This window comes from Flavobacterium sp. 245 (genome assembly GCF_004362055.1).
Lineage (GTDB): Bacteria > Bacteroidota > Bacteroidia > Flavobacteriales > Flavobacteriaceae > Flavobacterium.
The window spans coordinates 14417-27646 of sequence record NZ_SNXB01000011.1; the positions used below are offsets into that span (position 1 = coordinate 14417).

The 13230-nt window shown below is 33.5% G+C and carries 11 protein-coding genes; 3 read left to right on the forward strand and 8 right to left on the reverse strand.

What is annotated here, in order from left to right; translation table 11 throughout:
- Positions 1-549 precede the first annotated feature (549 nt).
- Positions 550-1212 carry a ribonuclease HII gene (locus EV145_RS18260; RefSeq protein ID WP_133526635.1) on the forward strand — a complete coding sequence of 221 codons (663 nt, stop codon included), beginning with the start codon at positions 550-552 and terminating at the stop codon, positions 1210-1212.
- Positions 1213-1275: 63 nt separating this feature from the next.
- On the opposite strand, the gene EV145_RS18265 is transcribed toward EV145_RS18260, so the two are convergent.
- The 4 genes from EV145_RS18265 to EV145_RS18280 form a co-directional block, all read right to left on the reverse strand.
- Positions 1276-2127, reverse strand: a complete 852-nt coding sequence (locus tag EV145_RS18265; protein ID WP_133526636.1) for a nuclear transport factor 2 family protein — start codon at positions 2125-2127, stop codon at positions 1276-1278.
- 341 nt (positions 2128-2468) lie between these two features.
- Positions 2469-3167 carry a lipoyl(octanoyl) transferase LipB gene (lipB, locus tag EV145_RS18270; RefSeq protein WP_133526637.1) on the reverse strand — a complete coding sequence of 233 codons (699 nt, stop codon included), beginning with the start codon at positions 3165-3167 and terminating at the stop codon, positions 2469-2471.
- A 5-nt stretch (positions 3168-3172) separates the two neighbouring features.
- Positions 3173-3928, reverse strand: a complete 756-nt coding sequence (locus EV145_RS18275; RefSeq protein ID WP_133526638.1) for a hypothetical protein — start codon at positions 3926-3928, stop codon at positions 3173-3175.
- A gap of 97 nt (positions 3929-4025) precedes the next feature.
- Positions 4026-4754 (reverse strand): hypothetical protein, encoded by a 729-nt coding sequence (locus EV145_RS18280; RefSeq protein WP_133526639.1) that lies wholly within the window; start codon positions 4752-4754, stop codon positions 4026-4028.
- 371 nt (positions 4755-5125) lie between these two features.
- Between EV145_RS18280 and lysS the strand changes: the two genes are divergently transcribed.
- Positions 5126-6829 carry a lysine--tRNA ligase gene (gene lysS, locus EV145_RS18285; protein ID WP_133526640.1) on the forward strand — a complete coding sequence of 568 codons (1704 nt, stop codon included), beginning with the start codon at positions 5126-5128 and terminating at the stop codon, positions 6827-6829.
- A 90-nt stretch (positions 6830-6919) separates the two neighbouring features.
- On the opposite strand, the gene EV145_RS18290 is transcribed toward lysS, so the two are convergent.
- Together EV145_RS18290 and EV145_RS18295 are read right to left on the reverse strand one after the other, a co-directional pair.
- Complete coding sequence (locus EV145_RS18290; protein ID WP_133526641.1) at positions 6920-7516, reverse strand: hypothetical protein; 597 nt, start codon at positions 7514-7516, stop codon at positions 6920-6922.
- A gap of 67 nt (positions 7517-7583) precedes the next feature.
- The gene (locus tag EV145_RS18295) at positions 7584-8606 is read right to left on the reverse strand and encodes a 2-hydroxyacid dehydrogenase (RefSeq protein ID WP_133526642.1); all 1023 of its coding nucleotides are present in this window, start codon (positions 8604-8606) and stop codon (positions 7584-7586) included.
- A gap of 196 nt (positions 8607-8802) precedes the next feature.
- On the opposite strand from EV145_RS18295, the gene EV145_RS18300 reads away from it, so the two are divergent.
- Positions 8803-9243: a hypothetical protein gene (locus EV145_RS18300; RefSeq protein WP_133526643.1), complete on the forward strand. Its 441-nt coding sequence runs from the start codon at positions 8803-8805 to the stop codon at positions 9241-9243.
- A gap of 55 nt (positions 9244-9298) precedes the next feature.
- Here the strand turns inward: EV145_RS18300 and EV145_RS18305 are convergent, their stop codons facing one another.
- The gene (locus EV145_RS18305) at positions 9299-11770 is read right to left on the reverse strand and encodes a zinc-dependent metalloprotease (protein WP_133526644.1); all 2472 of its coding nucleotides are present in this window, start codon (positions 11768-11770) and stop codon (positions 9299-9301) included.
- 166 nt (positions 11771-11936) lie between these two features.
- Complete coding sequence (gene hemL, locus EV145_RS18310) at positions 11937-13223, reverse strand: glutamate-1-semialdehyde 2,1-aminomutase (protein ID WP_133526645.1); 1287 nt, start codon at positions 13221-13223, stop codon at positions 11937-11939.
- Positions 13224-13230: the final 7 nt, after the last annotated feature.

A 13230-nucleotide genomic window follows, 5' to 3' on the forward strand; every position in this document is an offset into this window, starting at 1 on the left:
TATTTTGAATTAGTATGCGACAAACATCTTAATTATTTCTTAAAATAACAAACTATTTCAACTTAAATTTCGTTAAGATTATTAACAAAAGCTTAATACATTCCCCTAAAATATAACTATTTCAAACTTTAAATACTATTTTTCTTTCAAAAAAAGCAAAAAATGCAGTATTTTAAACATCAAAACTTTAGTAAATTTTAACATTTAAGAAAATCAAATAGTTAAACTCATAAAAAACCCTAATATCTTTTATTAAGTTCGTTAAATTGCTTGTTTTTTTTGAACTTTTGATAAAAACAAGCACTAAATAGCGAAAAACATCGATTTTTTTCAAGTTTTTTGAATAATTGCTACCAAAAAATTCAAAAAAAAACGCTTAATACCTAAAATTATTAAGAGAAAGTGTAAAAAATCAGAATTATAACCGTGAAAATTAAGGCTAAACCATTAAAAACAAAAGCAATTTTGAAGTAATAGCAGCGAATATCAATCGACATTTTATCAATTTGCAGAAATTTTATAATCTTTGCCATGTAAAAAGCTTAAAAAATGCTCGAAAAGAATTTCTCAGGATTTATTTTAGAAACCGGAACTGACGAGGCAGGACGAGGATGCCTTGCCGGACCAGTAACTGCAGCGGCGATAATTCTGCCTCAAGATTTTGAAAATCAAATTTTAAATGACAGTAAGCAATTGTCCGAAAAAACAAGAGCGCTTTTAAAACCAATTATTGAACAGCAAGCAGTTTGCTTTGCAGTTACACATTTGTTTCCTGACGAGATTGACGAAATAAATATTTTAAATGCATCAATGAAAGGAATGCAGGAATGCATTTTAAAATTAAAGCATGTTCCTGAATATATTATTGTAGATGGCAACCGTTCGCTAAATGCAAAACTTGGACTTAAAAATACTTTTGGAAAACAATTTTCTGCATCTGAAATTGAAATCTTAAAATCAATTCCAAATCAAAGTATTATTAAAGGTGATGCTAAATATTTAAGCATTGCTGCAGCCTCTATTTTGGCAAAAACTTATCGAGATGAATATATGGATCAAATTCATGAAGAATTTCCAATGTACAATTGGAAACAAAACAAAGGCTATCCAACTAAAGAACATCGGGAAGCAATAAAAAAATACGGAACTACAAAATATCACCGTATGAGTTTTAGGCTTTTGCCGGAACAGCTCACTCTAGATTTTAATTAAAAAAAGTGACCTACATATAGGTATATATGTAAGTCACTTTTAAGTATTGAATAGCTAAACTTACTACTTCTTGCTTTTCAAGAATTCAGCAAATTGTTTTGTATCATAATAGAATGGTCTTACTGCAGTAATTTTTCCATTTTTCAAATCGAAATGTTCTGAAATTGGCATAGAAAGTGTCTTGCCTGATTTCTTTGATTTGCAATTTATCGTGAAATAAATAATCACTTCATTTTTTGAAGCATCGCTAAAATAAACTGGTTCTTTCTCTATCTGTAATTCAAAAAATTCAGCTGATTTTTCAAACATTTTTTTCCATTCTACATAACCCACAAAATTTCCTCCGTATGGCAATCCTGTGGCTTGAGTATAAACTGCTCCATCTTCAATTAATGTTGCCATAGTATCAAAATCTCTTGTTTTAAAAAGGCATTCATAATACTTTGCAACCACTTTAAAATTATCAGCTTCAAGGTTTTTTAAAACATCTGCTTCAGACAAGGTAACTTCAGTATCCCAAAAACCAATGACTTTGCTTACTTGCCCTTTTCCATTTAATCGGGCAAAATCACGGCCAGCCATCACCAATTTATTTTTAGAATCCAGTATTTTCCACTCCCACGTAACATAGTTGTCTTTCACGATTTTTGTACCAGAAGTCAAAACCGCATCGGGAACTTTTTTATAAAACTCATTGATCACATTATTCAAAGCCACAGCGCCTTTTATAGATGCTGAAGGATCTTCAAAAGTACTGTCGTCCAACCAAATTGATTTAATCAATTTCAGTCGCACGTCACTGTTTTTTTCTTGCCAGGCTTTTTCGTAAATCGTAACGGGATATAATTTATCTTTCTTTTGAGCAAAGAGGCCATTAAGCATGAAAAGGAAGCAAAGGAAGTAAAGTTTTCTCATAAATTATTTAGGTTAGATGATATTGAATCTTAAAAGTATAAACCCAAATTTAGCACAAATACGGCAGAAATTTACATTTGAGCAGTAATTTGCCATCCATTCAAAATCTTGCCTATTAAGAAAGTATTTTTTCATTTTTGAATAAAATTACTTCGAAAAATAAAATTCTGTTTAAAACTGAAGCTTATTGAATAAAATTTAAATGTAGTATTAGACAAGGAAATCAATCTGATTATCGCGAAAACAAAGGGAAAATAAAATATAAATGCTGAAGAAAACAATTTTAAAATAGTTGTTTTCTTCAGCATTATTAAATCTTATTTTTTTTTGAGAAGTTAATTCTAAACGAATTCTGCTTCAAACAATTGCATTAAATGTTTAAGAATTTTAGCTTTTACCTCTTCTTCATCGACCTTTTCTACTCCAAGTTCGACTTGCAAAGAAGTAACGCCTTTACCTCTTATTCCACACGGAATTATATTATCAAAATAACCTAAATCGACATTTGCATTTAAAGCGAATCCGTGCATGGTTACCCAACGAGAAGCACGAACGCCCATTGCACAAATTTTTCGTGCAAACGGAGTGCCGACACCCAGCCAAACACCTGTTTCACCTTCGCTTCTTCCCGATTCTAAACCGTATTCTGCTAATGTCAGAATGATCGCTTCTTCCAGAAAACGCAAATATTTATGAATATCTGTAAAGAAATTTTCTAAATCCAGAATAGGATAACCTACAATTTGCCCCGGTCCGTGATAAGTAATGTCACCGCCACGGTTGATTTTATAAAAAGTAGCTCCTTTGGCTTCAAGCTGTCTTTCGTTGAGCAACAAGTTTTCCAAATCACCGCTTTTGCCTAAAGTATACACGTGTGGGTGCTCAACAAATAATAAATAATTTGGAGTTGGCAACTCTAGTTCTTCTCTTCTGTTTTTGATTTTTAGATCGACAATATCCTTAAACAGTTCTTCCTGATATTCCCAAGTTGATTTGTAATCTCTGTTTCCCAGATCCTGAAGTTGAATTTTTTTATTCATTTTAATTATTTTTCAAACTCAACATCAAAGTTTAGTTTGTCCGGATTCTCCATATAATCCGTGAAAGAATATTGAATTGTAATTGATTTTCTATCGTCGCTAAATAAAGCGCTCGGGTTAGAAACTTTTTTGATTTTTTTCGGAAAATGATATTTGACAATATAATTTGACGATGCAAAAATCATTTTAGACATATCAGCAGATGTATCATTGAGTTTTTCTGTCAATTTTTGCTGATCTATAGTTGCTTTTCTTGTGAATTTCTTTCCGTCATAAGTGTAGTTCAACTTACTGTTGTTGTTTCCAAAACCGTTTCCAAGAGGACTTGCGGTTGCTCCGCCTTCTAACTTTTGAAGCGTACTGGCTGTCTGCAAAATATCCTGAAGTTCATTTACACTTTTAAAATCTGTTGCCAAGGTCATTAAAAACTGTTTTTTCTCGGCACTCATTTTTGTTGTAACTACAAAGTTTTCAAGCTTTTTGAGTTCTTTCTGTGTTTCTGGCGATAATTTTGCGATGCTGTCTTTTTTCTCAGCAAGCAACTGCTTGAAAGTAAAAGTTGAATCAATATCTTTTTTTGCATCAGCTCCAACTTGATTCCCAATTTGATCACCAGCCATTTGCATTAAAGAAGAGCCGTCCATGTCTACAGAAAACTTTCCTGATCCGTTATCGTTAATTGTAATATTTTCTGTAAAAGTACAACTTGTTAATGCCACTAACAGAAAAGAAAAACTCAGCAGTTTATATAATTTTGTCATAGTCTAATTTTTTATCAAAGATACGAACTCTATATTTATTTTTTAAGATTCTAAGAAACTATCGCGATAGCCTACGGTGCTAAAATATTAAGGCCGTTTATTGAAAGTCTTTTTGTTCTAAAACCACTTCTAAATTTGTTATTTCAGGATTTTGATAGCAGTCTGAAAGCTGAAATTCGATACTTAATGTTTTTTTGTCTGCACTGAGAATCGCTTTTTCGTTTGAAACTGATTTTATTTTTCTAGGGAAATTATAGTGCAATGTATAAGATTGTACCAACTTATATTTAGCATACATTTTTTTTCTTTCCTCCACCATTTTTACATCCTGATTTAATTTATCTAAGTCCGTAATTACTAAGTTCCTTTTAAAAGTAGTCCCATCAAAAGTGTAATTTATTTTATACGATTTTTTAGATATTGGATAATTTTCTTTTAAAGAATTGGCCAAACCAAGACTTTCATACACATTTGGCACTTGCTCAATTTTTTTAAAATCAACAGCTACTCTATTAAAATTTTCCACTTGAATTGGATCTACTTTGATTTGCATTTTCACATTTGAATGTTCTGTAAACAAGTCTTGATCAGCTTTGTTAAATCGCACAAAAGTTTCCTGGTATTTTTTTATATAATCCCGAAATACAAATGCTGTATCAATAAATTTATCGGCGGTAAAATGCCTTCCTATCTGCACCATGCTATTCTCATCGCGAAGACTATACAATTCAATATTTCCGCTTCCGTCAGAATTTATATTTATTGTTTCTGTTACTTGACAACTTGAAAGGAAAATTAAAAAAAGAAAGGCTGATAGTTTTTTCATTTTTTGAAAGATTCTGAGGTACTAAGTTGCTAAGATAAAAATATTTTAAAATAATTTCTTACAGAAATACTATTTCACCCAATTGTTTGTCATTCCTCTTTGTTCTGAATGACAAAAAGACCAATAAACATTCCAACTCATACTTCTTTTGAAAATAAAAACATTTGGCCTAGCCCCGATAGTAATGAAATCCTTTTATGCCGGTGTTCGGCATAAAAGATTGGAATGAATAGCGGGACAAAACGCAATTAAAAAACCACTTTTTCTGCTCCTAATAAAAAACATTACTCTTTTCTAAAACTTTAGACTTTATGACTTTGCAACTTTGCGACTTAAAAACTATCTTTGCACACTTAAAAAAAGAGCACAAAATGGCATTATCAGAACAAGAAATCATCAGAAGAGAAAAACTTCAAAACTTACGCAGTCTGGGAATCAATCCTTATCCAGCTAATCTTTTTCCTGTAAATCATACTTCTAAGCAAATTAAGGAGTCGTTTGAAGAAGGTAAGAAGGTTATCGTTGCGGGTCGTTTGATGAGTGTGAGAGATCAGGGAAAAGCTTGTTTTGCTGAATTGCAGGATAGCGAAGGACGTATTCAATTGTACGTGAATCGCGATGTTTTGTGTGAAGGTGATGATAAAACTTTATACAACCAAGTATTTAAAAAATTAACCGATTTAGGAGATTTTATTGGTATTGAAGGTGAATTGTTTACAACACAAGTTGGAGCAAAATGTATTCGTGTAAGTGGCTTTACTTTTTTGAGTAAAACATTACGTCCGCTTCCATTGCCAAAAGTTGATGAAGAAGGAAATGTACACGATGCATTTAATGATGCTGAATTACGTTATAGAATGCGTTATGTAGATTTAACTGTAAATCCGCAAGTAAAAGAAACTTTCATTAAGCGTACTAAGTTGTTTACTGCGATGCGTGGTTATTTTAACGACGCTGGATATCTTGAAGTTGATACTCCGGTTTTGCAGTCAATTCCTGGTGGTGCTTCGGCAAGACCTTTTATTACGCACCATAACTCGCTTGACATTCCGCTTTACATGCGTATTGCGAATGAATTATACTTAAAAAGATTAATTGTTGGCGGATTTGAAGGTGTTTATGAATTCTCTAGAAACTTTCGTAACGAAGGTATGGACAGAACGCATAATCCTGAATTTACTGCAATGGAAATATACGTAGCCTACAAAGACTACAACTGGATGATGGAATTTGCTGAAGGTTTGCTTGAGCATTGTGCAATTGCTGTAAACGGCACTAGCGAAGTTACTTTTGGTGAACACCAAATTAACTTTAAAGCGCCTTATGCACGCGTTACGATGACGGATTCTATCAAACATTTTACTGGTTTTGACATTTCTGGAAAAACTGAAGAAGAATTGTTTGAAGCAGCAAGAGGAATGGGAATTGAGGTTGACAAAACAATGGGTAAAGGAAAACTGATTGATGAAATTTTTGGAGCAAAATGTGAAGGAAATTATATTCAGCCAACTTTCATTACTGATTACCCTAAAGAAATGTCGCCTCTATGTAAAGAACACCGCGATAATCCAGACTTGACTGAGCGTTTTGAATTGATGGTTTGCGGTAAAGAAATTGCAAATGCTTATTCTGAATTAAATGATCCAATTGATCAGCGTGAGCGTTTTGAAGATCAAATGCGTTTGGCTGCAAAAGGTGATGATGAAGCAAACGGAATTATCGATGAAGATTTCTTAAGAGCGCTTGAGTACGGTATGCCTCCAACTTCTGGAATGGGAATTGGGATGGATCGTTTGATTATGTATTTGACGAATAACGCCTCTATTCAGGAAGTTTTATTGTTCCCTCAAATGCGTCCTGAGAAAAAACTAGCTCAGATTGAATTGTCTGATGAAGAAAAAGTAATTATTACTTTACTGAAAGCAAACGAGAATAAAATGGAATTAGCGCAACTAAAAGTTACTGCTGCTTTAAGCGGTAAAAAATGGGATGCGTCTATGAAAAACTTATCTAAACATGGTTTGACTAAAGTTGCTGTTGATGGAGAGTTTAAGATGGTTGAATTGGTGGGGTAGTTTTTTAAAATTCCAATTTTAGAAATTACAAATTCTTAAATTAACTAATATTCGAACCCGACAGATTTTAAAATCTGTCGGGTTTTGTTTTTAAAACGAATACTTCTCAAATTTTTTATCTGTAATATCTAGAACCTTTGCGCTTTCTTTTGGCGTTACACCTTTCCAAATTTCCTGAACAGAAGGATTTGACGGATATTTACCGTTTTTCATTTTTATAAGATGAAATTCATTGCCACTTTCTATGATTAAATCCGAGAAATTTTCTGTTGATGAAGTCGCTATAAGAATTGGAAATTCGGTTACGGAAAAACGGTTTATTACGCTTCCGTCATTATTTAGAATATAACCCGAACAGCCTCCGCTTCCACAGAAATACGAATTTGAAAAACCAACAAAATATTCGTTTTTACTGTCGTTATTTAAATCAAAAGCTTGGTAATAAAAATAACGGTCTGCTTTTGTCATAGCCGGTAGATCTTTCTCCAACAAAATATTCAACTGTTTTCTTATCAATTCAACCGCTTTGTCGTCTCTTGGTGGCGCGTCACTTAAATTTGCTGTCCCGCCAACCGTTTTTGATAAAGTATCCTGAACAATAGTTTTAACAATATTGCTTGATTCTTTTTTGTTTTGGCAGGAATAAAATGCCAGAATCCCGATTAAAATTAGAATTTTACTTTTCATAATCTGCTATTTTTAAAATCCACAATTTCCTTTACAAGTAATTAAATTACGAAAAATATTCGACAATTTAAACCAGCAATGCCGCTTTGTTTTCAATATCATTCTGTGCCAATAATGACTTTATATTAGTAAAAGTCACTAAGGCAATCTGCGTTAAGGCTTCGTTGGTAAAAAATGCCTGATGTGCGGTTACCAAAACATTCGGAAAACTCATTAAACGCTGAATGGCGTCATCCTGAATAATATCTGCAGATAAATCTCTGAAAAAAAGTTTTTCTTCCTGTTCGTAAACATCAATTCCCAAATAGCCAATTTTACCTTCTTTCAAACCTTCAATAACGGATGAAGTTTCAATTAAACCGCCACGGCTTGTATTAATGATCATAACACTGTCTTTCATCAAAGCAATAGAACCATCGTTGATTACATGTTTCGTTTGATCATTTAACGGGCAATGAAGCGAAATAATATCACTCAATTTAAATATCTCCTCTAAACCAACAAAAGAAACACCGTCTTTGATCATTTCATCATTTTGGACAATATCATAAGCCAATACTTTACAGCCAAATCCTAAGGCAATTTTGGCAAAAGCTTTCCCTATATTTCCTGTTCCAATAATCCCAATTGTTTTTCCGAATAAATCAAAACCTAATAATCCGTTTAAAGAGAAATTCTGCTCGCGGACTCTATTATAAGCTTTATGTGTTTTTCTATTTAAAGTCAAAATCATTGCCATTGCGTGCTCTGCGACTGCCTGCGGTGAATAAGCTGGAACCCGGCAAACTTTTATATTGTATTTTTTTGCTGCTTCTAAATCAACATTATTAAAACCAGCGCATCTCAAAGCAATAATTTTCACATTTTTTTCTGCCAATTGCTTAATTACCGCTTCGTTTACAATATCATTTACAAAAACGCATACAATACTGGCGTTTTCGATTAAAACAACAGTTTGAAGATTCAGCGATGTTTCATAAAAATCCAATTCAAAACCAAAATCACTGTTGTATTTATTGAAAAAAGCTTTGTCATAAGGCTGCGTTGAAAAAAAAGCTATTTTGTTATTTAATATAGTATTTGAGCTCATAATAATTTTGTTCTAAATTCTGAAAATGTGTTGATACTTTAAAAATAAGCAATTATTTCTATACTATTGCTCTTCTTGTTAACGTTTTAATGAATTACGAATCAATATGTTAAATAAAATACAAATCTATGACTTACTATTAAACCTAATGAATTTATCAAAGTCTTATTGGTATAACAATTAAAAAAACTTAATCATGAAAAAACTATTTATCGCAGCTTTGTTATTCGTTGGAATGGCATCTTTTGCACAAGACATGGACCAAAAACCAGCGCGTGATCAAAGAGAAAAAATGACGCCTGAACAGCGTAATGAAAAACAGCTGAAAAAACTAACTTCTGAATTAAATTTAGATGCTAATCAGCAAACTCAGGTAAAACAACTTTTAGCTGATCGAAGCGCTAAAGCAGAGAAATTGAGAGAAGCTCGTCAAGCAAGTAAAGACAGCGGAACTAAACCAACTGCTGCTGAAAGAGAAGCCTTTAAAAACGAAATGATTGCCGAAAGAGACGCAAACGACGCTAAAATGAAATCGATCCTGAATGCTGACCAATATACGAAATGGAAAAAAATTCAAGAAGAAAACAAAGACAAGGCTAGAGAAAAAATGAGAGAATACAAAAATGAAAGCAACTAAGTTGATTTCATAAAAAAAGAGGCTTTAAAGCCTCTTTTTTGTTTTTATAAATCCTTTATTTAATTGGATTTAAAATCAAATCAATTCGTTTGATGCAATCCTCATAATGGTATTTTGTTTCTGTATTTACCGCTGCCGCTTTCGCAGCTGCAAGCAATTTTTTCAAAGTGCTTAATTCGCCACGAACCAAGGCTCTAAGATCTGATTGTGCTACATTGTAATACGTTGCAAATCGGTCAGTAGGTTTAAGTTCTTCGGTCATTAAAGCGCCCATTCGGTCGATGTAAGCTCTTTGTAGATTTCTGCGATAAATAGTAACATTTGATGCTGCTGCAGTTTCTTTCCAAATTCCTTTGCGAAGATCTTTAAAGAAATCTAAAGCTTTGTAAGTGTCAGCGCCAAGAATTTCATTATCCATTAATCTTCCAATTCGGCTTACGCTTAATAAATTGTTCAGATGCCTAACCTGAATATTTCTAAAAGTTTCAGTATAACCTGCGTATTCTGTATTTTTTAATGTATTGATATTGACAATCCAAGTTGGCGATGCAAAAGCATTTGCCTGAAGCCAGTTCATCGCTTCAATTTGTCTTGCCTTTGGAACAGCTTCGTAAACATTTCCTTGCTGATTTGGATTTTTTGTGTTTTCATAGACACCTCCAACATTCGTGACAACGTGCCCAACATATCTTCCCCAAACATCTAATAATTCTTTATACAATTCACCTAAATCATCATAATCATTAGTAACCTTGCTGGTCCACTCGCTTAAATGATTCGCCACATATTCCAGATTTTTCATTCCGTATGTACTGGCATTCATAGAATTATTCCCAATATCTTCCGTTTGAGAAGAAGGATCAAAAGTACTGCTCTGTTTTCCGAATTTATAAATTGGATTTCCAGCTTTGTCTAAAATCCATTTATCTAATGTTGCTTTTTCGTCCTGCGGTGACTTTGCATTCGGAATTACTCTGTATCCCCAATTCAATGCATAATGATCATAAGCTCCCATTTTACGGATAAAACGAATATTTTGATCACCAGGCTGCGCAATATAATTATATCTCGCATAATCCATTATACTGGCTGAAATACCGTTTTCTTGCGTAAAAGGTCCGTTTCTATAACTTTCAACATCATACGAACAGCTTGCTCCCATATTGTGCGGAAAACCTAATGCATGACCCACTTCATGTGCAATTACCATTCGCATCATTTCGCCCATTTCCTCGTCACTTGTCTGAAGTGTTCTCGCAGACGGATTCGCTGCTCCAGTTTCTAACAAATATCTATTTCTGTACGAACGCAAATGATTGTGATACCAAATAACATCACTTTCGATAATTTCTCCCGTTCTTGGATCAGAAACACTTGGTCCAACGGCGTTTCTTGTTGTGCTTGCAACATAACGAATCACAGAATAACGAACATCTTCTGGGCTAAAATCTGGATCTTCTTCTTTTGTTGGCGCATCTTTTGCTATAATTGCATTTTTAAATCCGGCAGTTTCAAAAGGTTTTTGCCATTCTTCAATTCCCTGTTTGATGTATTTTTTCAATTTTTCAGGAGTTGCAGGATCTAAATAATACACAATTGGCTTAATTGGTTCGACCAATTCTCCTCTTGCATATGCTTCAGGATCTTTAGGCTCTAATCTCCAGCGTCTGATATACGTTTTCAAATCTGATTTTAATTCATTGCTTCCATAATCGTATTGACTCACTGTAAACCAGCCCACACGCGGATCTGCTAGTCGAGGTTTCATAGGAATTTCTGGCAATAAAATCATCGACTGATTCATTTGAATACTGATTGACTCTGTATCTTCTAGCATTGATGGTTTTGAAGCGTTATAAGTCATGTCCTGAATAACTTCAATATTCATCGGGAAACTTTTTATCTTATTGATAAAACTTCTTGAATCATCAAGACCCTTTACTTTATAAGTTTCACGCATTTCTCCGGAAATTCCGCTGATTGCCTTTACATCTGTACTGTAAAATTTAGTTACGTCGATTACAGTATTAGCCGAATCTTTACTGAAAGCTACAATATCAAAAGCAAATAATGTTGGCTCATAATTATTTGATTTAACAGAAATACTGATTGGCAAAGTGTCATTAGCAACCGAATTATACGATTTTGATTTAATCAAAATTTTATCTTGAAAACGCTGCCATACAATCAATTGCTCGTTAGTTTCAGAACCAGCGTTTACATAACCTCCTCCTAAGTTTGAAGGCAGTTTTGCAAGTCTGCTTACCAGTAGCATATCTTTATTTAAATATTTGTTCGGAATTTCAAAGTAGTATTTTTTATCCACTTTGTGAACCGTAAAAAGTCCTTCATCCGAGACAGCATCTTTTGTAATTACCTTGCTGTACTCTTTAATTGTTGATTCTGGTTTCTTTTCTGCTGGAGGAGCAGTTTGAGTTTCGTCTTTTTTCTTTTTCGACTGGGCAAATTGGTGAGTTGGAAATAGCGTAAAAGCCGCTATTGTAGATAAAATGAAAAATTTCTTCATTTATTGCAGGTTTAATGGTTATTTGATAAACAAAAATAATTTTTGATTACAATAACACAAGGCATTACGTCTTCATTAACTTTTTATTAACTAGAAAATAAGGTTTATAATAATAAAAAAAGGTTCAGCTGTTAAACTGAACCTTTATAAATATATTTTATTTGATTTAAAATGTTTTCGAAACTTTATCGATCGCATTAATTGTAAAGTCTAAATCTTCATATGTTAAAGCATCGGTAATAAACCACGTTTCGTATGCTGATGGCGCGATATAAACCCCTTCCTGCAATAATCCGTGGAAGAATTTTTTAAATGTTTCGTTATCTCCTTTTGCAGCCGTCTGAAAATCAGTAACCGGATTTTCATCGAAGTGAACAGAAATCATAGAACCTACTCTATTGATGGTAAAAACAACATTATTTGCTTTTAAAACTTTATCAATTCCTGCTTCTAAATAAGCTGTTTTTTCTTCTAAACGAGTAAAGATTTCGCGGTCGCTATCTAAAGCTTTCAGCATTGCTAAGCCAGCAGCCATTGCTAACGGATTTCCTGATAATGTTCCTGCCTGATAAACTGGTCCTAGAGGCGCTAAATAATTCATAATTTCTTCGCGTGCCGCAAAAGCACCAACTGGCAAACCACCGCCTATTACTTTTCCGAAAGTTACAATATCAGCATTGATATTATACAATTCCTGAACTCCTCCACGAGCCAAACGGAAACCTGTCATTACCTCATCAAAAATTAATAAAATTCCGTTTGCGGTACACAATTCTCTTAAACCTTCTAAGAAACCTTTTGCTGGCGGAATACAACCCATATTTCCAGCAACTGCTTCGATAATAATAGCAGCAATTTCACCTTTATTAGCTTCGATTAGTGTTTTTACATTCTCTAAATCATTGTATTTTGCTAACAAAGTATCTTTTGCAGTTCCTTCAGTAACACCTGGACTGTTTGGAGATCCGAAAGTTACAGCGCCACTTCCTGCCTGAATCAAAAAGGAATCAGAATGTCCGTGGTAACAACCTGCAAATTTGATGATTTTATCTCTTTTTGTAAATCCTCTTGCAAGACGAATCGCGCTCATACAAGCTTCTGTACCAGAATTTACAAATCTAATTTTATCAATATTTGGAACCATAGAAACAGCCAAAGCTGCAATTTCAGTTTCCAATTCTGTTGGCATTCCAAATGAAGTTCCCAGTTTTGCTTTTTCGATTACTGCATCAACTACCGGCTGATAAGCGTGACCTAAAACCATTGGTCCCCAAGAGTTGATGTAATCTATTAATTTGTTTCCATCTTCATCATACAAATAAGCACCTTTGGCACTTTTTACAAAAATTGGAGTTCCGCCAACTGCTTTAAATGCTCTAACTGGTGAATTTACTCCTCCCGGAATTACTTTTTCTGCTGCAGCAAAAAGCTGACTACTTCTTTTATATAACATTTTTTAT

Coding starts and splice junctions, on each gene's coding strand:
- EV145_RS18260 (WP_133526635.1), top strand. CDS start 550: ATGCTCGAAAAGAATTTCTCAGGATTTATTTTAGAAACCGGAACTGAC.
- EV145_RS18265 (WP_133526636.1), bottom strand. CDS start 2,127: ATGAGAAAACTTTACTTCCTTTGCTTCCTTTTCATGCTTAATGGCCTC.
- lipB (WP_133526637.1), bottom strand. CDS start 3,167: ATGAATAAAAAAATTCAACTTCAGGATCTGGGAAACAGAGATTACAAA.
- EV145_RS18275 (WP_133526638.1), bottom strand. CDS start 3,928: ATGACAAAATTATATAAACTGCTGAGTTTTTCTTTTCTGTTAGTGGCA.
- EV145_RS18280 (WP_133526639.1), bottom strand. CDS start 4,754: ATGAAAAAACTATCAGCCTTTCTTTTTTTAATTTTCCTTTCAAGTTGT.
- lysS (WP_133526640.1), top strand. CDS start 5,126: ATGGCATTATCAGAACAAGAAATCATCAGAAGAGAAAAACTTCAAAAC.
- EV145_RS18290 (WP_133526641.1), bottom strand. CDS start 7,516: ATGAAAAGTAAAATTCTAATTTTAATCGGGATTCTGGCATTTTATTCC.
- EV145_RS18295 (WP_133526642.1), bottom strand. CDS start 8,606: ATGAGCTCAAATACTATATTAAATAACAAAATAGCTTTTTTTTCAACG.
- EV145_RS18300 (WP_133526643.1), top strand. CDS start 8,803: ATGAAAAAACTATTTATCGCAGCTTTGTTATTCGTTGGAATGGCATCT.
- EV145_RS18305 (WP_133526644.1), bottom strand. CDS start 11,770: ATGAAGAAATTTTTCATTTTATCTACAATAGCGGCTTTTACGCTATTT.
- hemL (WP_133526645.1), bottom strand. CDS start 13,223: ATGTTATATAAAAGAAGTAGTCAGCTTTTTGCTGCAGCAGAAAAAGTA.